This is a genomic window from Solimicrobium silvestre, from assembly GCF_002976435.1.
In the GTDB taxonomy this organism is placed as follows: Bacteria; Pseudomonadota; Gammaproteobacteria; order Burkholderiales; family Burkholderiaceae_D; genus Solimicrobium; species Solimicrobium silvestre.
The window spans coordinates 50,809-77,452 of sequence record NZ_PUGF01000005.1 but is presented as its reverse complement, the minus strand read 5'-3'; the positions used below and the strand labels follow the sequence as shown (position 1 = coordinate 77,452).

The 26,644-nt window shown below is 47.1% G+C and carries 22 protein-coding genes and 1 pseudogene; 11 read left to right on the top strand and 12 right to left on the bottom strand.

Going from position 1 to position 26,644, the window contains the following annotated elements:
* Nucleotides 1-88 precede the first annotated feature (88 nt).
* Entirely contained in the window at nt 89-568 is a 480-nt protein-coding gene (locus S2091_RS07095) for an FKBP-type peptidyl-prolyl cis-trans isomerase (RefSeq protein ID WP_105531102.1), read from the top strand.
* A 2-nt stretch (nt 569-570) separates the two neighbouring features.
* Here S2091_RS07095 and soxR read toward each other — a convergent pair whose 3' ends face one another.
* Nucleotides 571-1,098 (bottom strand): redox-sensitive transcriptional activator SoxR, encoded by a 528-nt coding sequence (soxR, locus tag S2091_RS07090; RefSeq protein ID WP_105531203.1) that lies wholly within the window; start codon nt 1,096-1,098, stop codon nt 571-573.
* 140 nt (nt 1,099-1,238) lie between these two features.
* Between soxR and S2091_RS07085 the strand changes: the two genes are divergently transcribed.
* Together S2091_RS07085 and S2091_RS07080 are read left to right on the top strand one after the other, a co-directional pair.
* Nucleotides 1,239-2,276: a questin oxidase family protein gene (locus S2091_RS07085; protein WP_105531101.1), complete on the top strand. Its 1,038-nt coding sequence runs from the start codon at nt 1,239-1,241 to the stop codon at nt 2,274-2,276.
* 78 nt (nt 2,277-2,354) lie between these two features.
* Complete coding sequence (locus tag S2091_RS07080; RefSeq protein WP_105531100.1) at nt 2,355-3,605, top strand: DEAD/DEAH box helicase; 1,251 nt, start codon at nt 2,355-2,357, stop codon at nt 3,603-3,605.
* Between the two features lie 66 nt (nt 3,606-3,671).
* Here the strand turns inward: S2091_RS07080 and S2091_RS24775 are convergent.
* Together S2091_RS24775 and S2091_RS07070 are read right to left on the bottom strand one after the other, a co-directional pair.
* Nucleotides 3,672-5,514 (bottom strand): annotated as a pseudogene (locus S2091_RS24775) (DEAD/DEAH box helicase).
* Nucleotides 5,515-5,666: 152 nt separating this feature from the next.
* Nucleotides 5,667-7,355, bottom strand: coding sequence for a M14 family zinc carboxypeptidase (locus tag S2091_RS07070; RefSeq protein WP_105531099.1), 1,689 nt, complete (start codon nt 7,353-7,355; stop codon nt 5,667-5,669).
* Nucleotides 7,356-7,451: 96 nt separating this feature from the next.
* Between S2091_RS07070 and S2091_RS23990 the strand changes: the two genes are divergently transcribed.
* Nucleotides 7,452-7,631, top strand: coding sequence for a hypothetical protein (locus S2091_RS23990; RefSeq protein ID WP_165794937.1), 180 nt, complete (start codon nt 7,452-7,454; stop codon nt 7,629-7,631).
* A gap of 317 nt (nt 7,632-7,948) precedes the next feature.
* Here the strand turns inward: S2091_RS23990 and ppc are convergent, their stop codons facing one another.
* From ppc to ubiE, 5 genes are all read right to left on the bottom strand, one after another.
* Nucleotides 7,949-10,750: a phosphoenolpyruvate carboxylase gene (gene ppc, locus S2091_RS07060; protein WP_105531097.1), complete on the bottom strand. Its 2,802-nt coding sequence runs from the start codon at nt 10,748-10,750 to the stop codon at nt 7,949-7,951.
* A 181-nt stretch (nt 10,751-10,931) separates the two neighbouring features.
* Entirely contained in the window at nt 10,932-11,549 is a 618-nt protein-coding gene (locus S2091_RS07055) for a methyltransferase domain-containing protein (RefSeq protein ID WP_105531096.1), read from the bottom strand.
* A 25-nt stretch (nt 11,550-11,574) separates the two neighbouring features.
* Nucleotides 11,575-13,131: a ubiquinone biosynthesis regulatory protein kinase UbiB gene (gene ubiB, locus S2091_RS07050; protein WP_105531095.1), complete on the bottom strand. Its 1,557-nt coding sequence runs from the start codon at nt 13,129-13,131 to the stop codon at nt 11,575-11,577.
* Nucleotide 13,132: 1 nt separating this feature from the next.
* A complete protein-coding gene (locus S2091_RS07045) occupies nt 13,133-13,708 on the bottom strand; it encodes a ubiquinone biosynthesis accessory factor UbiJ (RefSeq protein ID WP_105531094.1) in 576 nt (191 codons plus the stop codon).
* Nucleotides 13,709-13,777: 69 nt separating this feature from the next.
* Complete coding sequence (ubiE, locus tag S2091_RS07040) at nt 13,778-14,512, bottom strand: bifunctional demethylmenaquinone methyltransferase/2-methoxy-6-polyprenyl-1,4-benzoquinol methylase UbiE (protein WP_105531093.1); 735 nt, start codon at nt 14,510-14,512, stop codon at nt 13,778-13,780.
* 136 nt (nt 14,513-14,648) lie between these two features.
* Here ubiE and S2091_RS07035 point away from each other — a divergent pair, with 136 nt between their 5' ends.
* On the top strand, nt 14,649-14,942 hold the full coding sequence (locus S2091_RS07035) for a type II toxin-antitoxin system RelE/ParE family toxin (protein WP_105531092.1): 294 nt from the start codon (nt 14,649-14,651) through the stop codon (nt 14,940-14,942).
* 14 nt (nt 14,943-14,956) lie between these two features.
* On the top strand, nt 14,957-15,262 hold the full coding sequence (locus S2091_RS07030) for an addiction module antidote protein (RefSeq protein ID WP_207769651.1): 306 nt from the start codon (nt 14,957-14,959) through the stop codon (nt 15,260-15,262).
* A 19-nt stretch (nt 15,263-15,281) separates the two neighbouring features.
* Here S2091_RS07030 and S2091_RS07025 read toward each other — a convergent pair whose 3' ends face one another.
* The 4 genes from S2091_RS07025 to S2091_RS07010 form a co-directional block, all read right to left on the bottom strand.
* On the bottom strand, nt 15,282-15,680 hold the full coding sequence (locus S2091_RS07025) for a gamma-butyrobetaine hydroxylase family protein (protein WP_105531090.1): 399 nt from the start codon (nt 15,678-15,680) through the stop codon (nt 15,282-15,284).
* A gap of 205 nt (nt 15,681-15,885) precedes the next feature.
* Nucleotides 15,886-16,812, bottom strand: coding sequence for a Tim44 domain-containing protein (locus S2091_RS07020; RefSeq protein WP_105531089.1), 927 nt, complete (start codon nt 16,810-16,812; stop codon nt 15,886-15,888).
* A gap of 122 nt (nt 16,813-16,934) precedes the next feature.
* Nucleotides 16,935-17,363, bottom strand: coding sequence for an HIT family protein (locus tag S2091_RS07015; protein WP_105531088.1), 429 nt, complete (start codon nt 17,361-17,363; stop codon nt 16,935-16,937).
* A gap of 2 nt (nt 17,364-17,365) precedes the next feature.
* Nucleotides 17,366-21,343 (bottom strand): DUF3683 domain-containing protein, encoded by a 3,978-nt coding sequence (locus tag S2091_RS07010; RefSeq protein WP_105531087.1) that lies wholly within the window; start codon nt 21,341-21,343, stop codon nt 17,366-17,368.
* 680 nt (nt 21,344-22,023) lie between these two features.
* Here S2091_RS07010 and ilvA point away from each other — a divergent pair.
* From ilvA to hprK, 5 genes are all read left to right on the top strand, one after another.
* On the top strand, nt 22,024-23,565 hold the full coding sequence (gene ilvA / locus S2091_RS07005) for a threonine ammonia-lyase, biosynthetic (RefSeq protein WP_105531202.1): 1,542 nt from the start codon (nt 22,024-22,026) through the stop codon (nt 23,563-23,565).
* A 10-nt stretch (nt 23,566-23,575) separates the two neighbouring features.
* On the top strand, nt 23,576-24,412 hold the full coding sequence (queF, locus tag S2091_RS07000; RefSeq protein ID WP_105531086.1) for an NADPH-dependent 7-cyano-7-deazaguanine reductase QueF: 837 nt from the start codon (nt 23,576-23,578) through the stop codon (nt 24,410-24,412).
* A 6-nt stretch (nt 24,413-24,418) separates the two neighbouring features.
* Nucleotides 24,419-25,036: a hypothetical protein gene (locus S2091_RS06995; protein ID WP_105531085.1), complete on the top strand. Its 618-nt coding sequence runs from the start codon at nt 24,419-24,421 to the stop codon at nt 25,034-25,036.
* Between the two features lie 154 nt (nt 25,037-25,190).
* Nucleotides 25,191-25,658 carry a PTS sugar transporter subunit IIA gene (locus S2091_RS06990; RefSeq protein WP_105531084.1) on the top strand — a complete coding sequence of 156 codons (468 nt, stop codon included), beginning with the start codon at nt 25,191-25,193 and terminating at the stop codon, nt 25,656-25,658.
* Between the two features lie 28 nt (nt 25,659-25,686).
* Nucleotides 25,687-26,631 carry an HPr(Ser) kinase/phosphatase gene (hprK, locus tag S2091_RS06985; RefSeq protein ID WP_105531083.1) on the top strand — a complete coding sequence of 315 codons (945 nt, stop codon included), beginning with the start codon at nt 25,687-25,689 and terminating at the stop codon, nt 26,629-26,631.
* Nucleotides 26,632-26,644 lie beyond the last annotated feature (13 nt).

Genomic DNA, 26,644 nt, shown 5'->3' with positions numbered 1-26,644 from the left:
ATATCATTAATAGGACTTACGCGAAGGGGAGTATGTTTAAAAGACGGCTCCCTACCGTATTCTTGATCCACTTAGAGCTATTCATATCATGAAAATTTCTTTACCGTTAATCGCTGCCGTCATCGCTATCAGCGCAACTCTTGCAGCATGTGAGCCAAAGAACGAAACTCAGAACAACAGCAAGACCAACGCGCCGGCACAAATCGCGGTCACGGCACTGAGCGCCAAAGACACGCAAATCGGCACCGGTGCTGAAGCCCTTAAAGACCATCAAGTTACTGTGCATTACACTGGCTGGCTATATGACTCCAACGCCGACCAATTCCACGGCAAACAATTTGATAGTTCCAGAGATGGCGCAGCAGGCGGCCAGCCATTCAGCTTTTATCTCGGCGCACATCAAGTCATTCCCGGCTGGGATCAAGGCGTCGCCGGCATGAAAGTGGGCGGCAAACGTACACTGATTATTCCTAGCGAATTAGCCTATGGCGAGCAAGGTGCAGGACGTGGCGTCATTCCTAAAAATGCGCCGCTGGTATTTGAAATTGAACTGTTGGCTGTGAAGTAAAGCTACTTCTTTTTAATTCGATTTTCCGCCAATACCGTTTTTGAACTATCACCCATTAAATAGCGTGCGCCGCTGCCGCGCAATCCCGCCAAATCACCGGGGTTGTACAGTGCGCACGATTTTAGCGACAAACAACCACAACCGATGCAAGACGATAACTGATCGCGCAGTTTAGTTAAGGTATCAATCCGTTCTTGAATGAGCGGTTGCCAACTGCGCGATAAGCGCTCCCAATCCTGTTTGCCTGGTGTACGTTGCTGCGGCAATGTCGCCAACGCTTGCTGAATTTCATCCAGGCTCAGGCCCACTATTTGCGCGACACGGATAAATGAGACCCGCCGCAGCACATCTTTGGCATACATTCTGCGCGAACTGCGGGGTTTACCGCTCTCCAATGCCACTGGACGAATACTCTGGATTAATCCACGCTCTTCATAAAACCGCAATGCGCTACTGGCTACGCCAGAACGACGGGCAAGTTCGCCAATGCTGATCAACGTAGTTATTTCCGCCGCTCTTTCCGTACTCATTTCCGTACTCATTTCCGCTTTCTTTTTCACCTCCATTGCCCCCTCCACTCATGGTTTAAATTATTTTTCAATTTACGCTTGACTTCAAGTTAACTTTAACTTGTATTCTAAAGTCCTTACTCACAAAAAGGAAGAAAATCATGCATATCAAGTTATCTACATTAGGAGAAATGTTGGAGTCGCAATCGTCCTTTTTATTAGACCCGGAAGGTTTTTCTAATCATGGCCCGATGGTATTAATCGCGCTAGCTAAAATGGGGGCATCGGAACAACAATTGCGCACTTATTTAACTAATTCAAATCAGGAAAACCGCTTTCACTCAGAGTTGGCTCAAGCTAAAAAACTCAGCATTACGCAGCAAACTTGGCCGCAGCAGCTTAATCAAACTGACAACTTCAGCCAACTACAGATATTTTTTAAAAATTGGATAACGCAAACTAGCGCCGATCAGGTGCTCATTGAGGTACTAAATCAAATTCCAGCCGCACCCGCCAGCGTAGCTTTTCACGCAATAATACGGCTGGCTTATGGTCTTGAAGTTAATCACTCCGGTGAAATCGCCGCAGGACTGGCGGCTTTAGTGGTTGGCAATTTACCGATTTCAATTGAGTTTCGTAACAAAGAACCCGCAGCAAACGTTTTAGATGGATTGGCGGCTTTATCAACTGAAATGAAGGGATTTGATACGCAAGAAATCAACATCACAGACCGCATCCGCGCCGTGGTCGCAGACCCACGATTTGCGCGCACGGTGCCAGCAATGCCATTGCATGATGATCTATTGGATGAGATGGCAAAAACAGCGATTGTGATTTACAGTCAAACACACAACTTTACGGCCTTGCACATGGTCACCGGCTTGCACGCGGCAAGACTGGTTTTTTCACGCCTGCCAATATCTCTAATCAAGCAATTTATGCCCAGTTTATGGCTGGCCTATTGCGCAGCCTATGCTTCTATCGGCGCACCTCAAATCGCACCGAAAATATTAACGGCTGAACCAACAGCGGCACCATCCAAACACCTTAACAATCAGCCTTGGGAAGCGCTTTTTGCGCAAACGCTGAACAGCCAGCGAGATCACATGATTAAAATGATTTACACCTGCCATCAGGAATATTTGCGCGATCCTTCGCCGCTTTATCTGGACTCGGCCAATGCGATCTTGGCAAGCTAATTTGGTATATCACCCTGAGTGGATTAAAATCACGTTCTTAGTGCACTTAGCACCATCCACTCTGCAAGGCCCTGCTCAATGCCCTTTACCACCCTGAATCTACATCCCGCTTTGTTGCGCGCTATTACACAACGCGGCTATGCTGAACCGACACCGATTCAACTGGCCGCAATTCCCGCCATCTTGCAAGGCGGCGATGTCGTGGCTTCTGCACAAACCGGCTCAGGTAAAACTGCCGCATTTGGCTTGCCGTTATTGCAGCAATGGAATCTCCAACGCACCAGCACACCGCGCAAAGTCAGTACCTTAATTCTGGTTCCGACCCGTGAATTAGCCACCCAAGTCGGCGACACGCTACGTAGCTTAGCGCAGTACCTACCCAAGCCAATTAAGCTGGCCATTGTGTTTGGCGGTATTTCAATTAATCCGCAAATGCTGCATTTACGTGGCGGCGCAGACATCGTCATTGCTACCCCGGGGCGTTTGCTAGATTTAATAAAACACAACGCCGTATCGCTCTCTTTTGTACAAACGTTGGTGCTGGATGAGGCAGATCGCTTGCTCGAATTAGGCTTTGCTGATGAGTTAACTCAACTGTTAGCGCTGCTTCCACCGCAACGCCAAAACATCTTATTCTCAGCAACTTTCCCAGAACAATTAAGCCAGCTAACCGAAGATTTTTTACGTACACCGACCCGCATTGAAGTAGAGCACACTGCTATCAACAAGCCTGACATCCTGCAACGTTCGATCGTGGTGGATACCGATAAACGCACGCAGCTACTGCGCCACTTAATCGAAACCATGCGCTGGGAACGCGTATTAGTCTTTGCCGCCAGCCGTTATAGCGCCGAACTAATCGCCGTCAAACTACGCAAAGCACGGATAGCCGCCGAGCCGTTTCACGGAGAATTAAGCCAAGGCAAACGCACCCAGGTTTTAGCCGACTTTAAAGCCTGCCGGGTCAAAGTCGTGGTCGCCACCGATGTTGCGGCACGCGGTATCGACATCGCCCAGTTACCGGTCGTAATTAATTATGATTTACCACGCTCATCCGACGATTACACGCACAGAATCGGCCGCACTGGCCGTGCCGGTTTATCAGGACTCGCGATTAATTTTATTAGCACCGGCAATGAAGCGCATTTCCGCCTGATTGAAAACCGCCAGAATATAAAATTGGAACGTGAACGAATTAGCGGCTTTGAGCCTTTGCTGACTGATGTTTCAATCAGTACTGAGGATAAAGGGGATGGCGGAATTAAGGGGAAACGGCCGAATAAGAAGGATAAATTGCGGGCGCTGGCGTTGGCACAGGTTAAAGAATAATCGTCATTCCCATACGGTAGTGACGATATGATGAGCCAAATTATTTACACAAACCTACCGCGCTATTTACAATGCAGCCAGCACATTCATTGCTTTCTGCATTTTTTCTGAAAGTAACGATTCATCACTGTGCGTCATCACCAATTGATGCGTCGCTCTGGTCATTGCCACATACAGCAAGCGAGCTTCATCCTGCATTTCTTCTACCTCTTTTGATGGCGCACCGATAGCCGGAATATACACAACGGGAAATTCCAGCCCTTTGCTGCTGTGCATGGTGATCAGTTTTACGCTGTCATGCAACGGTGTATAGGAATTCTTTTTATCCTGCTGCCATTGGAATGGAATGCCTTTCCGGGCTAACGTTTCTGCCAATTGCTGCCCGACTGCGTAACGTCGATAAATAATACCGATATCATTCCAGGAAGTTCCGGTTTTATTAGCGTCCATCAATGCACTCGCCAGATATTCAGCTTCCTCCTTCAAGGTAGGCAGCTTGACCAGCAGCGGTTTGGCCCCACGGCGACCAGCACTCATCGGCTGCACCGTCGGAGCATGGTCTTCTTCAACCTCATGCGAAGAAACCAGATCATCAGCAAAGGCACGCGCCACGGAAAGAATTTCCACGGTATTACGGTAATTAAGTTTAAGAATAGTAGTACGGCCTTTAGCCTGAATTCCAACGCTAGAAAAAGAAAACCGCAGTTTTTTAGGTGCGTTGTAAATCGATTGAGCATCGTCATACAACACCAGTAACGAATTGGTGTCGGGATTCACCATCTGCACAATCAGCTTGAACCATTCAGGCTTAAAGTCATGGCCCTCATCTATTAATACCGCGTCATATTGTGCCGACGGAATTAATTTTTGATCGACAGAATGAATCACTCGATCAACACAGGCTTCAAAATACATTCAAATCGGTATTTCTGGGAGGTTTTCCTACATGATAGGCATCTAACTGCCTGCTGCACCACGCATGAAAATTGACCACATGCACTTTATCCTGCAATCCCTTGGTCTCCATCACACTGGCCAATTTTGTGGCAAGCGTCTTGTTATAGCAAAGGATCAAAATAGGACGCTGGCATACATTGGCCAGCACTTCAGCCCGATAGCCGAGTATCAGTGTTTTTCCCGATCCGGCCACACCATGAATAATGCGATGTCCATCCCCCATGCTCCGGGCAAGCTGTTCTTGCTGCAAATCCATCACACGCAAAATATCAGGAATTTCGGTGACTTTTTGCCCGTCGACTTCGTCAAACAGTTCTTGTTGTGCCGATATGCGAATTTCCGGAAACATATGCCAGCGAACACGGTCAATTTGCGGCAACGAAAGTTGCATCTTGAATTTAATCGGAAACATAGACCAAAAGCGCTGTTGGAATTCTTCGCATTCCACGCTTTTTGTCATTTCATCTTTACAAATAACCAGATGAGAAGGGAGTACATTACCCAATTCGGCATCATCAAATTGTTTCCGGCTAATGTTGGTGAGTACCACACCATGTCCATACGGGAAAAATGGCTTCCCCTTTAATGATCCTGACGGCCAGACTAATTGCGGATCACGCTCCAGCTTATTGGTAACGGCAAACATATATTGCCGAGCTTGCTCCAGAGGGCTTAATACATGCTTTAGGCCCCGATCGGTCAATATCGTTGCCTGCTGCTTATCCATACTGTGAATTGTTTCAAGCTTCCAGTCTTTTACTTCCAATACCAGCAACCCTCGGCCAGGATGAAACACGATGAAATCAGGATGTTGAGTACGCTCCCCGATGGAAACGTCATACCAACAGAGGTAATCGTCCTCTAATTTCTCTTCCAAAAGAGTGGCAAAGCGTTTTTCTCCCGATGTCATCCGGGAAAGACATGAGCCGATTGCTGGTAATAATGTCGCCACGTGTGTTCTCCATTTAATAGAGCAGCATATTACCTTCTTGCAACACATAAGGTGTAATAACACTGTGTATTACATCAATTAGCTCATCAACGCAGGACGCCCTCCTACAAAAAATAATGTCAATAGTTCGCCCACCAGTAGCGCAAACTCAGTTACACCAACCGCAACACCGGATAACGCTTCCATTCTGGTTCATTAAAGCGTTTGCAATGAGCAAAAATAAAACTCAGCACGGCATTTTGATCCGACAACAAAGCCGGGTTTTCTGATTTCCATTGTTCAAACTGAGCCTTTAATCCCGGCTCAGCATTCAGCAATTCCAGCGCGGTATCTTCAAACACATAATTAGAAAATGCCTCTTTCTTTTCTAAGACACTGTTAAAAAATCCCCATCTGAAAAAACTGTCATGCGCCTGCGGTTCCAACGTTTCAACCACGTAGCGAGCATTAGGTTGATTAAGTGAAACAAGGTAATCACCGGCCCGTAAAATCACTTGTTCGGTGCGTTCTTCAAGTTCCACTTCATCATGAAACATATGCCCTTCATACGGCGTGGCGCGAGAAGTAACGGCTTTAATATGATAAGTCTGCACCGAACAAGTTTTGGTGTCGGTAAGCCGATCCAATTGCACACCGTTCCAGCGCAAACGCTGAATCACAGCGCGCCAGGCTTGAGGAATAACATAAGCTTTAGGCACATTCACCACCACGTCTTCAACAAAATTATCGTAGTAGGCAATATCCTTTTCCCAAGGCTGGCTACGGTCATACGCAAGACGCGTGTAATTACCTAGCAAACTTGGGCTATACACAGCGGCATAACCTTTAAACCGGAAGGTGGAAGGCTTGCTGCGATCGACTTTCCACGACACCGGCCACTGTGTTTTATGCGCAGCAGCGCGTTTGGCTTCCGCACGCAATGTTTGAATTTGTTCTGCATGTTTAACCGTAAAATTCAACGCCACTTCGACCAAAGCGCGCATCGATTCATAGCGATCTGCATATGGCTTTAACATATGCGTTTCAGGCATAAAACCGATAGTGTGATGCAAGGCGGCATAACCGGTTGAAAAGCGCGGCACTTCCAAAAAATCTTCAATACCATCATCAGGAATTTCAGTAACCGGGTTCACATACGGGCAAGTCGGCCAGCCGCGCTGCTCCATATTTTTATAAATTTCCGGCACCATCGTATTACGCAAAAACCCACCTAATTCCCCACCCAATTTATCCGCCTGAGTTTGAATCAGCGTCATCGTATAACTATAATCTGCGCCATTGGAGGTGTGCGTATCCACCATCACATCTGGATTCCAGGTGGTAAATAATTGATTAAAAGCCTGCGCATTTAGACTGTCGCATTTAATAAAATCACGGTTCAAATCCAGATTCAGCGAATTAGCGCGGAAGCCAAACAGCTCCGGCCCATCCTGATTAACGCGCGAACTACTATTCCGGTTCCAGCTACCATCCACGTTATAAACCGGCACAAACAAAAACACCGTCCTTCCCAACGCCGCCAAACGCTCCGGCTCAATACAAAAATCCCGCACCAGCGCCATACAAACATCAATACCTTCCGGCTCGCCGGGATGTATCCCATTATTATTAAAAAACACCGGCCGCCCTTCACGCTTAATCTGCTCCAGATCAAACACACCATCAGCGCTCACCAAGCCAGCGTAAAGCGGCACCCCACCATCCGACACGCCGATTTGAAAAAACTGCAAAATAGCAGGGAAACGCCCAGACAAATGCTGATAAAAAGCTATGCACTCTTCCCAAGTAGTAGTTTGATTCTTATTACCTTTTTCATACGTAGTAAGCAATTCGGGCAGCATGGTATTCCTTGTTATTGAATTGGGAGATAGTTGGATTTTAGGACAGAATTGTAGCATTTTCCAAAATGCACTGAAATTGCAAGGAAGGAATGCTTTATGCAGCTGGAAAGTAGGGATGAAGTTGCCGTTGAAGTTGCCGTTGAAGTTGAAGTTGAAGTTGAAGTTGAAGTTGAAGTTGAAGTTGAAGTTGGGGTTGAAGTTGGGGTTGAAGTTGCTGTTGAAGTTGACCTACCCCCACTTCTAATTCGGCCGGTTTTTCTAAGGAAAAAAGGATAAGAAAGGTTCGCTGTTTGAGCCGCAGGCGAGTTTCGAACTTTTCCCTTTTTTTCTTAGAAAAATCGGGGTTTCCGAAATAGCGTGGTCGCCTTTTTTGGGTTACCTTTTTTGGCGACGCAAAAAAGGTAACTAGCCGCCGGTCTACCACCGGCCTACAGCTCTAAAATCAACTCCAAAGGTAATTTTAAAAAACAGGAATTAAATTTCAGCATACTAGGCAAATAAACGAAGCTAATTCCACGAATTTACGGCGATTAAATATCAAAAATGCTGGGCGGATAGAACGCTAGCCCAGCCTACAAAATTTAAATCCAACCTCACCCACTATTCCTCAACCCCGCAGCAATCCCATTAATAGACAAATGTATCCCCCTCCGAACCCGCTCATCCTGATCCCCATTCCGAAACCGCTTCAACAATTCAACCTGCACATGATTCAACGGCGCCATATACGGAAACCGATTCCGAATCGAGCGTTTCAACAACGGATTAGCCGCCAACAATTCACTCTGTCCAGAAATACTTTTTAACGCCGCAATAGTCGCCACATGCCCCTTACAAATACGCGTAAAAATAGTCTCGCGCAATTGCTCTTCCTTAACCAACCCAGCATAACGACTGGCAATGCTAAGGTCGCTCTTAGCCAACACCATTTCCATATTAGACAGCAGCGTGGTGAAGAACGGCCAGTCTCTATACATCTCTTGCAACAACGCCAAACCGGTATCGGGATGCGCCTCCAAATAAGCCCGCACCGCCGAACCGAAGCCATACCAACCGGGTAGCATCAAACGACATTGCGACCAGCTAAACACCCACGGAATAGCCCGTAAATCATCAATAGCAGTCGTTTTTTTACGCGATGCCGGACGGCTACCAATGTTTAATCCAGCAATTTCCGAGATCACGGTTGATTCCCAAAAATACTGCTCAAACCCTTCCGTTTCGTACACCAGATTACGGTAGGCCGCAAACGCATGATCGGATAAAGCATTCATACAGGTTAAAAATTCCGGCCGTGGCGCCGGTTCAGTCTCAGCCAACAAACTAGCTTCCAAAGTCGCGGCAGCCAGCACTTCCAAATTACGTCGCCCAACTTCCGGATTAGCGTATTTGGCAGTGATTACTTCACCTTGTTCAGTCAAACGAATTTGCCCTTGGACAGCTCCAGCCGGTTGCGCCAAAATCGCCTGGTAGCTCGGCCCACCGCCGCGCCCAACTGAACCGCCTCGACCATGAAATAACCGCAAACGGATTTTTTTCTCGGCAAACACATCGATCAAAGCCAATTCGGCTTTGTACAATTCCCAACCTGAGGTTAAAAACCCGCCGTCTTTATTACTGTCGGAATAGCCCAACATGACTTCCTGCGCCAAATCGCGACTATCCAGCAAGCGCGCATATTCAGGCAAACTCAACAGATGCTTCATCACCGGCGCACTATTGCGCAAATCGGCGATGGTCTCGAACAACGGAATAATATTGACGTCCAAACGCGCTTCTTGCGGATGCAATAAACCGGCTTCTTTCAACAACACCGCAAGTTCCAATAAATCGGAAACGCTGTCAGTTTTAGAGATGATGCAATTCGGTACAGCGGCTTTGCCATAACGGTCTTGCGCGGTACGGGCCGCGCGGTAAATCGCCAGCTCGGATTGAGTTTCTTCTGAATAAACCAGATACGGTGAAGACAGTGGGCGCGGTGTGCTGATTTCAGCAAGAAGCAAAGCAATGCGCCCTGCTTCGTCTTGTTCCAAATAACGACAAGCCGGATTGGCTGCGGCAAATAATTCAGCCACAACCCGTTCATGCACATCGGAATTTTGACGTAAATCAATCGGCGCTAATGAGAAGCCAAACACATCAACTGCACGCCGTAAGTGACGCAAACGGCCACGCGTTAATGCAGCAGAACCGTTCAATAACAGGGAGTTATGTACGATAGCCAGATCAGCAGACAATTGCTCTACGTTTTGATACGCCCGAGCCTGCCCAGATGGATGAATGACTGGTTCACCGCCGAGTAATTCATGGTAAGTGGCGGACAGACGCGCATACATGCCGCTAATCGCGCGTCGATACGGTTCATCCGAGCGATGTACCGATTGATCTGGTGAACTGTCAGCCAATGCCAACAATTGGTCGGATGCGCCAACTAATAATTGCGCCACCGATAATTGCGAACCCAAGGCATGCAATTCATCCAGATAAAAACGCAACGCCCTAGTGCATTGCATGGTGAGCGTTTGTTCGAGCACCGTGGCAGTGACAAAAGGATTGCCGTCTCTATCGCCACCGATCCAGCTGCCCATTTTTAAAAAACTTGCTAGTTCTGTTGGCTCTTTTGATGGACTCTGCTGGCTCAGTAAGTCTTCCAGACCCGCATATAAATTAGGTAATTCACGCAACAACGTGTAGTCATAAAAAGTCAGCCCATTTTCTACTTCGTCCAGCACCGACAATTTCGAGTTGCGCAACATGCGCGTTTGCCATAACGTGAGTACCGCACGATTCAGCGCCTCTTCATTGGCGGCAGTTTCTTCTGGCGTCAGTTGCATGCGGTCACGCTCATTCAACAAACGCCCTATCACCATCTGGCAATTCAAAATACTCTTGCGCTGCACTTCAGTCGGGTGCGCTGTAAGCACTGGACTAACTATCGCCGTTTGAAAAAATTCGACTAATTGCGCAGTGCTGTAGCCGCGTTCCATCAAGGTGCTAATGGTGTACGCCAAACTACCTTGTTTAGGAGGTGAGCCTGCAACCAGATGCGCACGGGTGCGGCGTATGTGATGTTGATCTTCGGCGATATTAGAGAGGTGTGAAAAATAACTGAAGGCGCGTATCACCTTGGTCATTTCGTCGTTACTTAATCCGTCCAACATGGCTTCTAACGCTTGCTTGCTGACCTCGTCTTCATCGCGTCCAAACCGGATTGAACTTTGGCGCACTATTTCAATAATATTGAAAATTTCGTCGCCATGCTGACTACGCACCGTGTCGCCCAAAATTCGGCCTAAGTGGCGAATATCGTCACGTAGCTGTTGATCTTTATCGTCATTATTTAACAGTGCGGAGGCGTTAGGCGGAGTTGATGCAGGAATGGCTTGAGCGTTCATGCTGCGAATCTTTATGAAGTCGGAGTAAAAAGAAAACCAAATAAATACATGATAAATGAATAGAAAACAACGAATTTTCAGAATTTTATTTTGAATAATCCGTTATTTTTGACAATTTTCCGTGCTAACGCTGCTTCAAGTCAAGTAAATAAAACTAAACCAGTTTATGATCAAAATAAATTTATTTCTTTTGCCAGATTTGCCAACGTTCACAGTTTTCAAAGACCGCAATGGAGTCATCTACAGCTTTATCTTCCAGACAAACAAAATGAGGAGCTAACAAGGTATTCAATTCTTGCTGACTAATCGAAAACGGCGGGCCACTTTTACTACCCGTGTCGGTGATATAAAAAAATCCCATTAACAACCCGCGAGTCGGCAACAATTCTGCCCAACGTGCGGCAACATCAAGACGCAAAGCAGGAGGTAAGGCGCACAAAAAGGCGCGTTCATAGATCAGGCTGAGTGGTTTTGCAGGTTGGTATTTAAAGAAATCGGCTTCCACAATCCGGTCCGCCCAATCTGGATGTGCGGCGCGGGCGCTAGCCACGGCGGCAGGTGAGAAGTCGATTGCGACCACGTCCCAACCACACTCAGATAAATACGCCGCTTCGTAACCGTTGCCGCAGCCGGGAATCAGGCATTGCGTATCAGCCGGTTGAGTTTGATGTTGAATATACTGCTGAACAGCGAGGGGAACGCCACCTTTGTCCCAGGGCACAAATTTTTGTTCAAAACGCTCATTCCAGAATTCCGGCATAGTTGCGTCACGCTGTACAAAGATGGGTGGTATTGACATGCTGCTCCAACGTTTTTAATGAGCCCTAATACATGAAGAATGACCAGAGCTGCAACAATACAAGTCCACCCAAAAATCCACCGACAAACCAGATTATGGTGCGTAATAACTGGTTGGTATTTTTTTGTTCCTTTAATAGTTGCTCCATTACTTGCGGCGGCGTGTCATCATTGGCACGTGTAAGTACCTTATGCATCAAACGTGGCAACTGCGGGAATATATGGGCGAAATGCGGCGCTTCGATCTTCAAATTCTGCCAGACACCTTCCCAGCCGATTTGCTTTGCCATCCACTTTTCAAGGTACGGTTGAGCGGTTTTCCATAAATCCAGTTCAGGGTCGAGCTGCCTGCCTAAACCCTCAATATTTAACAGCGTTTTTTGCAGTAAGACCAACTGCGGCTGTACTTCCACGTTAAAGCGGCGTGAAGTTTGAAACAGGCGCAACAACACATAGCCGAACGAAATATCTTTTAATGGGCGATCAAAGATCGGCTCGCAACAAGCGCGCACGGCTGCTTCCAACTCATCAACGCGGGTATCTTTTGGCGCCCAACCAGATTCAATATGCGCTTGTGCTACGCGCTTATAATCGCGCCTGAAAAAAGCCAGAAAATTCTGTGATAAATAATCTTTATCAAAATCATTCAAGGTACCGACAATACCAAAATCCAGAGCAATGTACCGCCCTAAGGTGGCAGGGTCAGTCGACACCATGATATTCCCGGGATGCATATCGGCATGGAAAAAACCATCGCGAAAAATCTGCGTGAAAAATATTTCTACGCCATCGCGCGACAGTTTTTTTAAATCGACTCCAGCTTCAATTAACTGGTCAATTTGTGAAACTGGAATGCCCTTCATGCGCTCCATCACAATGACAGAACTGGAACAATAATCCCACAGCATTTCTGGCACCAGCAGTAAATCGGAGTCCGCAAAATTACGGCGCAATTGGCTTCCGTTGGCGGCTTCGCGCATTAAATCTAATTCGTCATGCAGATATTTATCAAATTCAGCGACCACTTCTTTCGGCTTTAAACGCTTGCCGTCAGACCAAACCCATTCCAACAAACTAGCGGCCACATGCATTAGCGCCACATCTTGATCGATACTTTTTTTCATGCCAGGGCGCAGCACTTTAACCGCTACTTCGCGGCCATTTTTGAGTGTCGCAAAATGCACTTGCGCAATCGACGCGGAAGCCACGGGAATGCGCTCAAAGCTGGCAAATAATTGATCAGGATGTGCGCCTAACGATTTAGTGATTTGGGCTATTGCCAAGTCACTGTCAAACGGTGGTACGCGGTCTTGCAGTTTCGCCAGTTCGTCGGCAATATCCATCGGCATTAAATCGCGACGGGTAGAAAGTACCTGTCCAAACTTAACAAAGATCGGGCCCAGTTCTTCCAAGGCACAACGTAATCGCTGACCACGCGGCGCACTTAAATCGCGCCAGAACAGCAGCAATTCCAAAGCGCGGACTACCCGCCCGACGCCCAAACTGGAGAAAGCAATTTCATCCAGTCCATAACGCACTGTGACTAAAAAAATTTTAAGAAATCGGAAAATTTTACGAAACATCCTAACGCGCCTTTTCTAATTTTTCGATGCGCTTTAGTAAGCGTTCCACATCATCTCGGGTACGCCCAACTTCTTGGGCAAATTCTGTTACACGGGCTGGCCGTACTAAAAGAGGGTTTTCTTCTAAAAAATATTCAGCTAAATTTTCCTGCAATTTCTGCGCATTGGCCTGCAAGCTGCTTAATGCGGCTTTGCCAGTGTTTGCCAAGCGCCGCCCGGCAATATCGCCAAACACCTGGCTTAACTGTTGCTCGGCATCCCAACGCAAATGTTTGCCAAGTTCAGAAATGGTTTGCGCTAAATCTGCATCGCCTTCTAGCTTCACATAAGACACAGCACGTTCTTTATCTTGCAAAATCAATGGCACATCGGCCGGATTCACATGAATAGTGACATTCGCCGTTGCATCTTCAGGAGCAGATTCCAAATACCCTTGCGCAGTTACTTTCACACGCAAGGAAAACATCGACATATCGATGCAAGCGATTTTACCTGCATGGAGTTGCAATTTTTGGCTGGCCCAAGGCTCTTGAGCTAACAGATGATTAAGTGCAGGCAGGAGTAACGTTGGGTTCATATTTGTGTAACACGTTTATTGGTGCGCGAAGAATGCTGGCTTGATGGAACGTTAGCCCAGCCTACATCATTAAATTTTAATACCTGTGTGCAGTGCTGCGACGCCAGCAGATAAATTAAAATAATTAACGCATTCCAAACCGGCTTCTTGCATCATCGTTTTTAACGTTTCCTGATCAGGATGCATACGAATTGACTCTGCCAAATAGCGATAACTATCGGCATCATTCGCGATCATTTTGCCTAGCCAAGGTAATACCGAAAACGAATATACGTCATACGGTTTTTGCAAGGCACTAGCTACTTTTGAGAATTCCAGCACCAGCAACTTACCGCCAGGTTTTAAGACCCGGTGCATTTCGGCTAATGCGGCATCTTTATGCGTCATATTACGCAAACCAAAAGCTACCGTTACGCGGTCAAAATAATTATCAGGAAAAGGAATTTTTTCTGCATCGCACAGTAAGGTCGGGGTAATAATGCCTTTATTTAGCAGACGGTCACGACCAACCCGCAACATAGATTCATTAATATCGGTCAGCCAGACTTCACCTGTCGGCCCGGCTTGCTTAGCAAATTCTTTGGATAAGTCACCGGTACCGCCTGCAATATCAAGCACTTTAAATCCGGTCCGCACGCCAGCTTGCGCAATAGCGAATATCTTCCAAGCCCGATGTAATCCGGCAGACATTAAGTCATTCATCACATCGTATTTAGCAGCCACCGAATGAAAAACCTCAGCTACTTTATGGACTTTTTCATTTTCTTCAACGGTGCTGTAACCAAAATGGGTGGTGTTTGTCATGATGTTCACTTAATTCTAAGATGCTGAATTATAGAGGTTTTATGCTTTGATACCAAATTGACTTATCCCAATAGATAGTTTTAAACAGAAAGTTAAAAAACTTGACTACACGTAATCGTTCGAATACACTTTTCACATGTTTTCGATCAAACCGCTTCCCGAATTCACCAATTGGCTTAACGACCTTAGCGATACAACGGTGCGAGGCGTGGTTGTCGCCAGGATCAAACGATTAGAACGCGGATTAATGGGCGATGTTGAATCGGTTGGAGACGGGGTTTCTGAGCTACGCATACACATAGGAGCTGGCTGGCGGGTGTATTTTACACAGCGCGGCACACAAATAATCGTGTTGCTGGTTGGTGGTTCCAAACGTACACAAAAACGCGATATAAAGCGCGCCAAATCATTAGCAGCATTGCTAGATTAATTAAGGGAATCAACATGAAAAAACATATAGTCGTGGCCAACCTGCCTGAATTCGATGCAGCCAGCTATCTAGACAGCGAAGCATCCATTGCCGCTTACTTGACTGACATTCTCCAAGCAAACGATGCAGCCCTACTTGCGGCAGCATTGGGCGACATTGCTCGCGCGCGTGGAATGACCGAAATAGCCAAGTCAGCCGGAATTACCAGGGAAGCGCTCTATAAAGCACTACGACCTGATAGCGCACCACGTTTTGACACCATTAGTCGTGTTTGCGCAGCACTTGGTGTTCGTTTGGTGGCGCAACCCATCCATTCCTGATCTGCGAATTTTTAATTACTCAACCCTTAGTAGAGCAACCTTTGCCAGCCACTTCCATCGGAGCATCGCGCCCGGAATCACCGCTAAAGCCAGCGGCCTGTAATTTATCGAGATATTCTTGCCACAAGCGCGATTGATTTTCACCTAACCAATGCAGGTATTCCCAGCTAAAAATGCCGGTATTGTGACCATCGGTAAAATGCGGTTGAACGGCGTAATGGCCGACCGGCTCCAAGGCCGTGAGCGAGACATCGCGTTTACCGGTTTGTAAAATCTCCTGCCCTGCGCCATGTCCGCGCACTTCGGCGGAAGGTGAATACACGCGCATCAGCTCAAAAGATAAGGCAAATTTTACGTCGTCAAATTCAATCTCGACTAATCTGGATTGCATCCGTACGTTGATAGCTGTTGGGTTCATTCAAACTTTCATTCATTATTTGGTGCCGACACGTGCTCATGAATTGCGGCTTTTAAAGCCGGAATCATCACTTGCCTTTATTGAATTGTGGATTCATTTTGCATATAAAAAAAGGGCCGCCCGTATCTCACAGTCGGCCCTTAGTTTACCAGTTTACCTGAATCAACTGGAGCTAAAGTTATGAATTAAGCGATGAATTCAGAAGCTAAGCCACTTGCTGAATCCCGGCTAGCAACCAACCACCGGCCCCATCCATCGATTTGACCAAGTTCCACACTTCATCGAACGATTCGGTCGGCGCGTCCGGCGCTTCCTTGATCGTACCGGTAAATTTGACACTAGCCAGATAATCCGCCCCCTGGGTCTCAATACCTAATAACTTGGAATTAATCGTTAAGACATCAGTTACATTGCTCCCGGCACCGCGTTCCTGAATTTGCAGCTTCACTTCAGCGTACATTTCTGGCGTGGTAAATTCGCGGATGTCATTAATATCCGCCTTATCCCAGGCTGCTTGCAAACGGATAAAGTAAGTTTTGGCATTACGTTCAAAACCGGGCACGTCAAAGTCGGCCGGAATATCCCAGGTGGCATCAGATGCCTCGGCAGCAACGTTGCTGCCGAAACCGGAACCGTTGATCGTTTCCCTTGCTTTCGGTGTGTCATCGCTATTCAAGCGCGATCCGATTTCTGGCGTACTGTTGTAGGAGTTGGCGCCAGCATAGGCCGTTTGAAATGGCGAAGATGTCGGTTTCTTCTTAAGCATACGAAAGACAAACATCACCAGTGCCACACCAATACCTGCCATCAGCAAGGTGCTGATCATGCTGGCCAGAGCACCGCCAATACCAAAACTGGACAATAACGCGCCCAGACCAAGACCCAGCAAGGCACCACCCAACATACCCTTCCATGGACTCGCCGATTTTGCCGGAGTTGCACCAGGTGCTGCTGCCGGTGTAGCCGGCTGAGTCTGATTAGCACCCTGTTGCGCCGGGGCTTGCTGCTTGGAGACGTTTTGCGATTGACGGCCGCTTGATCCGCCGCCACCCATCCGCTTCGCTTCTGCGTCATTGATTGTCATGAAAAATGCACTTGCCATCATCATTACTACCGTTACAAATTTCTTCACATCCCACTCCTAATAATAGTCATCTAGAAAGTGGGATTCGACTGCGTCATAACCGACCGGTTCCATTACAGTTGAATTTATATTACGCTTTCCCGCTTGCAATATTTCCTAGTAGACTTATTTCAATCCTCGGTTAAGCGATGAACGATGGCACTGCGTAACGCCGGTATCAGTAACTGTCTTTGCTGGATCCCGGGATTAACACTGCGCTCGACTTGCCCCCAGATTGGATTCGGGAAATGCATATCATCGGTAAAGCGCGGTATCACGTGCCAATGCAGGTGAGGCACCATATTGCCGAAACTGGCCAAGTTGATTTTATGCGGCCGCATGACTTCACGAATCGCTAATTCCACTTGCCACACGACGTTCATCAACATGGTGCGCTCGCTTACGCTGAGGTCGCTCATTTCCTGTACATGTGCTGTCCAGATCACCCGGCAAAAACCGGGGTAATGCGCATCGTCCACCAGAATTACGCGCCATTCAGCACTTTGGATGATGACATCACCGGACGTGCTACAAAGTTCACAAGGTTCACATTTAGTCATCATTACACCAACACCCGTTCAATACCGCCGTTATTGGCATTCGCAACATAATCCGGCATCCAGTTTTCACCCAGCAGATGCTTGGCAATTTCCACCACAATATAGTCGGCGGTGCTGCCGCTGTCATCGTTAAACCGCGACAAACCTTGCAAACACGCTGGGCAGGAAGTCAGGATTTTTACATCACCGGTGAATCCATCGGCGCGTAATTTATCCGCACCTTTAATCATTTCTTCTTCTTTGCGGAAACGAATTTGGGTAGACACATCGGGACGAGAAACAGCCAAGGTGCCAGCTTCGCCGCAGCAGCGGTCATTTTTTTCAATTTTTTGATCATCTACCGTCGTAATCAGCGCATTCACCGTCTTTAGTGGATCTTGCAATTTCATCGGAGTGTGGCAAGGATCGTGATACATATACCGGGTACCAGTCACGCCTTCCAGCTTGACGTTTTTTTCCAGTAAATATTCATGAATATCCAGCATCCGGCAACCGGGGAAAATTTTATCAAACTGGTAGCCCGCCAATTGGTCGTAACAGGTTCCGCAAGACACCACCACGGTTTTAATATCCAGATAATTTAAGGTGTTGGCCATGCGGTGAAACAGCACGCGATTGTCGGTGATGATTTTTTCGCCTTTTTCAAAATCGCCGGAGCTACGCTGCGGATAACCGCAGCACAAATAACCGGGAGGCAAAACGGTTTGCACACCGACATGCCACAACATCGCTTGCGTGGCTAAACCGACTTGTGAAAACAGGCGCTCTGAACCGCAACCGGGGAAATAAAACACCGCTTCAGTATCAGCATTAGTGGTTTGCGGATTACGGATAATCGGCACGACTTTATCGTCTTCAATATCCAATAATGCACGCGCGGTTTTCTTGGGCAAGTTGCCCGGCATTTTTTTATTGATGAAGTGAATTACCTGCTCTTTAATCGGTGCTTTACCGACGGTCGATGGCGGTGCTTTGGTCTGCTTTTTAGCCAAAGATTTGAGTAGCGTATTTGCTAAATGTTGCGCGGCTACACCCCAGCCAAAAATCACTTTGCGCGCCGCTTTAATGGTGGCCGGATCTTTCGCATTCAGGAAAAACATCGACGTTGCGGTGCCAGGATTAAACGATTTCTTATTCATCTTGCGTAATAAATTACGCATATTCATCGACACGTCGCCAAAATCAATATCGACTGGGCACGGCGTTACGCACTTATGACAGACCGTGCAATGGTCAGCCACATCTTCAAACTCTTCCCAATGTTTAATCGAAATACCGCGCCGCGTTTGCTCTTCATACAAAAAGGCTTCCACTAACAGGGAAGTCGCTAAAATTTTATTTCGCGGTGAATACAATAAATTGGCGCGCGGTACGTGCGTTGCACAAACCGGTTTGCATTTACCGCAGCGCAAACAGTCTTTAACGCTGTTGGCAATAGCACCGATATCGCTTTGCTGCATGATCAGCGATTCATGCCCCATCAACCCGAACGACGGGGTATAGGCATTGCGTAAATCAGCGTCAAAACCCGGCAAATTAAGTAGCTTGCCTTTATTAAAGCGACCTTCCGGGTCAACGCGCAATTTATAGTCGCGGAAATCTTGAATTTCCGCTTCGTTTAAATACTCCAGCTTGGTAATCCCAATGCCATGCTCACCCGAAATTACACCGTTTAAATGTCGCGCCAACACCATAATCCGTGCCACAGCAGTGTGCGCCACTTGCAGCATGTCGTAGTCGTCTGAATTCACTGGAATATTGGTGTGCACATTACCGTCGCCAGCATGCATGTGCAGAGCAACAAAAACCCGGCTGCGCAATATTTTTTTGTGGGTTGCGATACATTCGTCGAGAATTAATTTGAACGCTGAGCCGGTAAAAATTTGCCGCAATTGCGCACGTAATTCATTTTTCCATGAGATGCGAATTGTGCGGTCTTGCACCACATCAAATAAAGTTGCGTCAGGCTGCGTTGTTAAGCGAACCTCAAATACAGGAATGAGTTTTTCCAGGCCGATAGCTACGAATTGCGTCATGCAGCTCGCTAACGGTTGATCTAATTGATCCAACACCGTTTGCCAGCGCGTATGCACCGCATCCAGCAAGGTTTGTGCTTGTGCGACGCGGTCTTCAAAAATTTCTGCAGCGGGAATATCGTCACCTTCTGCATCTTCATTTTTACCCAGAGGCAGATTTCCATTGGCAAAATACTGGCGCAAGGACTGCACCAATGCCAATTTATTTTGCAACGATAATTCAATATTAATTCGCTCAATACCGTCGGTATATTCACCCATTCGGTCAAGCGGAATCACCACATCTTCATTGATTTTAAAAGCATTGGTGTGCTTGGAAATGGCGGCAGTTTTTGCGCGGTCCAACCAGAACTTTTTACGCGCTTCCGGCGACACTGCCACAAAACCTTCACCCACCCGGGTATTGGCGATGCGGATAACTTCAGAGGCCGCCAAGGCCACGGCATTTTCATCGTCACCGACAATGTCACCGAACAGCGCCATTTTCGGTAATACGCCGCGCTTGGATTTAGTGGTGTAACCGACCGCGCGTAAATAGCGCTCATCCAAATGTTCCAAACCGGCCAATATCGCGCCGCCCTGTTTGGTTTGGCCGTCCAGATAATCTTTAATTTCCACTATCGATGGAATCGCGTCGCGGGCCTGACCAAAAAACTCCAGACAAACGGTGCGCGTGAATTTCGGCATTTTGTGCAAAATCCAGCGCGCCGACGTAATCAGACCGTCGCAACCTTCTTTTTGTACGCCAGGCAAACCGGCTAAAAATTTATCAGTCACATCTTTGCCCAAGCCCTCTTTGCGGAAGGTGCGACCTTTAATATCTAACTGCTCAGTTTTAAAAGGTGTTTTTTGGCCCGGATGAGTCCATTCCAGTTTAAATTTAGCTACAGCTACATCGTGGATTTTGCCTAAATTATGCTCCAGCCGAGTGACTTCCAGCCAGTCGCCATTTGGGTCCACCATGCGCCAAGACGCTAAGTTATCCAGCGCAGTGCCCCATAACACGGCTTTTTTACCGCCAGCATTCATCGCCACATTGCCGCCTATGCAGGAAGCTTCGGCGGATGTTGGGTCAACGGCAAATACAAAACCGGCTTTTTCTGCCGCATCGGTGACGCGCTTAGTTACCACACCCGCGCCGGAATAAATGGTGGCGTAAGGTGCGCTTAATCCCGGCAATACGGTCATTTCAACCGCGCCTAAGGTTTCTAATTTTTCAGTATTAATAACGGCCGAACGTGGCGTCAAAGGAATCGCTCCGCCGGTATAACCAGTTCCACCACCGCGCGGGATGATAGTGAGTCCCAACTCAATGCAGCACTTAACCAAGCCCGCCATTTCATCTTCAGTATCTGGCGTGAGCACTACAAACGGATATTCCACGCGCCAGTCGGTCGCGTCGGTGACATGTGAAACGCGTGATAAACCGTCAAATTTAATGTTATCTTTTTCGGTATGTTTCGCCAGTAGTCTAATGGCGCGTTTGCGTAAATCGTAGGTATTGCGGAATTCTTCAGCAAATTTCTGCACTGCCAGGCGCGCCGCTTGCAGCAAGGTTTGCACACTTTGACTACGTTGCTTAGCGTCGTCACCTTGTTCTGCGTCATCCAAACGACGTTTATCGACTTCAGCGAGACGATGGTTCAGTGCATCGATTAAATTTTGACGGCGTTTAGGATTGTCGAGCAAATCGTCTTGTAAATAAGGATTGCGCTGCACCACCCAAATATCGCCCAATACTTCATACAACATACGTGCCGAACGCCCCGTTTGACGCGCGACGCGCAAGGTATCCAGCAAATGCCAGGCAGGTTCGCCCAGTAAGCGAATGACAATTTCACGGTCGGAGAACGAGGTGTAGTTGTAGGGAATTTCACGCAACCGGGTTGGTGCGGCGTCTGGATGAGGAAGATTCAGAGCTTGGATTTGAACAGGTGCATTCATCTTTATTTTATTAAGTGACGTGCTAGAGCGCAATAAAACACAAACTAAAGCAAACTAAGGCGAAAGAAACAAGTAATGTCATTCTAGCGTATTGCGCTGCACCACGTTACCCTGAGTTAATCTCAAACAGCACTTAAAGCAAATTAAATTGGGGAAAAACGCAAATTAGATTGAATTGATATGGAAATTTATTTGGAAATGTAAACTTGCAACGGATTATTGCATTTTTTATTTTCAGAATACTCTAGGTTGAGTCGGGGTTTCAGACGATATATCGGCTGCAGACGCAACAGTTTGTTCCTGCAGGAACAAACTCCTTAACCCATTCAAATATTTTTATACGGGGGTATTTTATTTTAAAACAAGCCTACTGATTAATATTTATGCCTATCTCTACATATACCACCTAAAAATTAACTTTCAATCGCCCAAAGGCCCACTAGATACGTTAAATTTTTCAAAAAATTGGTGGAGTATATGAGTTTTCTTGAATTTGACTGTTCTCCTACCGTTAATTCAGTAAAATCAGCACCCAGCAGCTTGCGCCCGACTTGATACAGCAAGTTTTTAGCCTACGCAAAGATACAAATCAAGGAAATCCATTTCACCCCCTATAAAGGCTTAACGGCTAATTTCAGATTATAATGCCCGATTCTTTGGCGTCGGATTTGGCATTCTCTATGAGTACAGATTATTTAAAAAAAATACTTACCTCACGTGTGTATGACGTCGCTTTTGAAACTCCATTAGAAATTTCCCCAACACTCTCCAGCCGTTATGGCAACAGCATTTTCTTCAAACGTGAAGATATGCAAAACGTGTTTAGCTTCAAAATTCGCGGTGCCTACAATCGCATGGCGCAACTGTTACCTGCACAATTAAAACGCGGCGTGATTTGCGCCTCGGCGGGCAACCACGCACAAGGCGTGGCTTTTTCTGCAGCCAAGCTCAATTGCCGCGCCAGAATTGTGATGCCAGCATCCACCCCGCAAATCAAAATCGATGCCGTTATACAACATGGTGGCGCTAACGTCGAAGTGATTTTGCACGGCGATTCGTATTCAGACGCTTACAGCCACGCTTTAATGCTGGAAAAAAAGCATAAACTCACTTTTGTGCATCCGTTTGATGATCCCGATGTGATCGCCGGCCAAGGCACCATCGGCATGGAAATATTGCGCCAGCACGCTGAACCTATTCACGCGATTTTTGTACCGATCGGTGGCGGCGGATTAATAGCCGGCATTGCGGCCTATGTCAAAGCAGTGCGCCCTGAAATCAAAATTATTGGCGTGGAAACCTTCGATGCAGATGCCATGTCGCGCAGCCTGGCCGCTGGCAAACGGGTTGATTTATCCGAAGTTGGCTTATTTGCCGATGGCACCGCCGTTAAGTTGGTTGGCGAAGAAAACTTCCGCCTCGCCAAGCAATATGTCGATGAAGTTATTTTGGTGAATACCGACGCTATTTGCGCCGCACTCAAAGACGTATTTCAAGATACCCGCAGCATATTGGAGCCTTCCGGTGCGTTAGCCGTTGCCGGAGCTAAAGCGTATTTAGAGCGCGCAGCGGCGAATAAAACACCACTAAAAAACCAACATTTAATTACCATCGCCAGTGGCGCGAATATGAATTTCGACCGCCTGCGTTTTGTCGCAGAACGCGCTGAAATCGGTGAAGCCCGCGAAGCGGTATTTGCCGTGACGATTCCTGAAGAACGCGGCAGCTTTAAGCGTTTTTGTGAGCTAGTAGGGCCGCGTAATGTGACTGAATTTAATTACCGCATCAGCGATGCCAAGGCTGCGCATATATTTATCGGCGTTCAGGTAAATAACCGCAGCGAATCGAGCAAAATCGCTAAGAATTTCATCAAACACGGCTTCCCCACTTTGGATTTATCTGAAGATGAATTAGCCAAGTTGCATATCCGCCATTTGGTCGGCGGTAAAAGCCCATTGGCGCAACATGAATTGTTATACCGCTTTGAATTCCCGGAACGGCCTGGCGCGCTGATGCGCTTCTTGTCCAGCATGGCTCCCAACTGGAATATCAGCTTATTCCATTATCGCAATCACGGCGCGGACTATGGCCGGATCTTAGTCGGACTGCAAGTGCCTAAAAATGAAATGCGAGAATTTAAAAAATTCTTGGCAAACTTAGGTTATCGCCATTGGGATGAAAACAACAACCCGGTATACAAACTCTTTTTAGCGCAATCTTAGGCAACACACTATGCAATCCAATACGCCAGAAAATTCAACCTTAGGAAAAACTGCTGCCTACGTCACGCAATACGACGCCAGCCTGTTATTTCCGATTCCGCGCGCGCAAAAACGGGCGGAAATCGGCCTCACGTCGACATTGCCGTTTTTCGGTCTGGATATTTGGAATGCTTACGAAATATCATGGCTAAATTTGCGCGGCAAACCGCAAATTGTCATCGCCACGTTTATGGTGCCGGCCGATTCACCTAACATCATCGAATCTAAATCATTCAAGTTGTATTTAAATTCGTTTAACCAAACCCGACTGGCTGATACCGACGCGCTGCTGGCTTTATTAAAGCAAGATATCTCCGCTGGTTTTGGTGCCTCAGTTCAAATTAAACTAACTTTACCAGCAGAATTTTCACATCAGCGCTTTGCTGAATTAGACGGCTTATTACTAGACAGATTAGACATTGAAGTCGAAAATTACCATCCAGATGTGACGCTTTTGAGCTGCGACCTGAATGCGTCGCCAGTTGAAGAAACACTGGTGTCCCACCTGCTTAAATCAAATTGTTTAGTCACTGGCCAACCCGATTGGGGCAGTGTACAAATTCATTATGTCGGCGCACCGATTGATCAGGCCGGTTTGCTGAAATACCTGATCGGCTTTCGCAACCATAACGAGTTCCATGAACAATGTGTTGAACGCATTTTCACTGACATTTTAAGCGGCTGCAAGCCACAAAAATTGGCCGTTTACGCGCGCTATACGCGCCGTGGCGGACTAGATATTAATCCGTGGCGCAGTAATTTTTCCAGCAATCAATTACCTTCCAACCTTAGAAATGCAAGACAATAAATCATTATGAAATTTTTTACATTACGTCATTTTTCCGCGGTACTTTTTCTCAGCTTCGCCTGCTCAGCCTACGCGCAAACCAGCGACACTGCACCTGCACCCGCAAACACAGATACAACAACCGAGCAACCTGGCTGGTTTAAAAAAACCTATGACGATGCGGTAAATACCACCGAAAATCTGTACGACAACGGCCGTTTATCCACAATTTTATCCGGCTACGCACATCATGGCCGCGGCACTTACACAGCAGAACGAATTGACGAGCTCAATGAAAAAACCTGGGGCTTAGGTATGAGCAAAGAATTGCGCGATTCCAAAGATAATGAAGAGTCGCTACAGATTGTGATCATGGCGGATTCCCATTACAAGCCACAAATTACCGCCGGTTATAGCTACCAATGGATGAAGTCCTTAGGCGGCAACTGGGAAGCTGGCATTGGTTACACCGCTGGATTAATTAGCCGCACCGACATTTTGCAAGGCGTTCCATTTCCAGGCATTCTGCCACTTTTCTCAATCGGCACGCGCGACACTAAACTGGTTGCAAGTTATATTCCAAAGTTATCCGGTACCGGCAATGGCGATGTGCTATTCCTTGCTTTACGAGTAAGTTTGAAGTAAAAAATATTATTAAAATTCCATCAATGGCATCCATTGATGGCGGCCTGTGCAATAACCAACATAAAACCCAATTGGTATTGCACATTACGTAAAGAAGCCTATAATTTGCGCGACGCGTACTATTTGGGGCGCTGTTTGAAACTCTTCTAGCATCATGACGAATATAGCAAAAATCCTGCCATTACCTAACGTTATATTGAACCTCGAAGTATCAAGCAAAAAACGTGCGTTTGAACAAGCAGGTCTTTTGTTTGAGAACAACTGCGGGATTGCCAGGTCAATTGTCTCTGAAAACTTGTTCGCTCGCGAACGTCTTGGTTCAACTGGCCTAGGCCACGGGGTAGCTATTCCGCATGGCCGCATTAAAGGCCTGAAAAAACCGGTTGCTGCCTTTATTCGTTTAGCCGAACCAATTCCTTTTGAATCGCCGGATAGCGAGCCGGTTCATCTATTAATTTTCTTGTTAATGCCAGATAGCGTCACTAAACAGCATTTGGCGATTCTTGCCGAAATTGCCGAGATGTTTTCCGATACCACCATCCGAGCTGAATTGAGTAACGCGACCGACGCCGTCGCCGTACACAACCGGATTCTGGAATGGCAGCCACAAATAACGGCCTAACTGGCTAACCACAACGGCCACACACTTCATGCCCAACCCAAGCACCCTGTCGATACAAAATATCTACGAAGATAACCGTGATTTATTAAAACTAGGTTGGTTTGCAGGCTGTTCTGGCGGCGATAAACTTATTTTTGGCGATGCCACCTCGGCAGCTGACCAGGTTGGGCATCTCAACTTAATTCATCCCGGCCGCATACAGGTAATGGGGCATCAAGAAAAAGCCTATTACGAACGAATTTCATCCAACACCCGCGCACACTTATTCCGTGACTTAGTCGCTGGAGGCACTCCGGCCATCATCATTTCGCAGGGCTTAGAAACGCCGGTAGATTTAATGGCGGTGTGCGATGAAAACAATATCCCCTTATTCTCAACGCCGCTACCATCGGCCCAAGTAATTGATTTCTTACGCGTCTTTTTATCTAAACGATTAGCACAACAAATCACCATGCATGGCGTTTTTATGGACGTGCTTGGCGTTGGTGTACTCATCACCGGTGATTCCGGCTTAGGTAAAAGTGAACTTGGTTTAGAGTTGATTTCACGTAGCCACGGCTTAGTGGCGGATGATGCGGTTGAGTTTTCCCGAATTGCACCCAACATGATTGAAGGGCGCTGCCCGCCATTATTACAAAATTTACTGGAAGTACGCGGGTTGGGCTTGCTCGATATTCGAACTATTTTCGGTGAAACGGCAGTGCGTCGAAAAATGCGTTTAAAATTAATCGTTCATTTAGTGCGGCGTAGTGCATTGGAAGAAAATTTTGAGCGTTTACCAATTGATGCGCAAACCGAAGATGTGCTGGGCTTGGCTGTACGCAAAGTAACCATTCCCGTTGCAGCAGGTCGAAATATCGCGGTGTTGCTTGAAGCAGCGGTACGCAACACCATATTACAATTACGTGGCATTGATACCTTACAAGAATTCATGGAACGGCAACGCAAAGCCATGAGCGACGACGAGGATTAACTCCAGCTAAAGA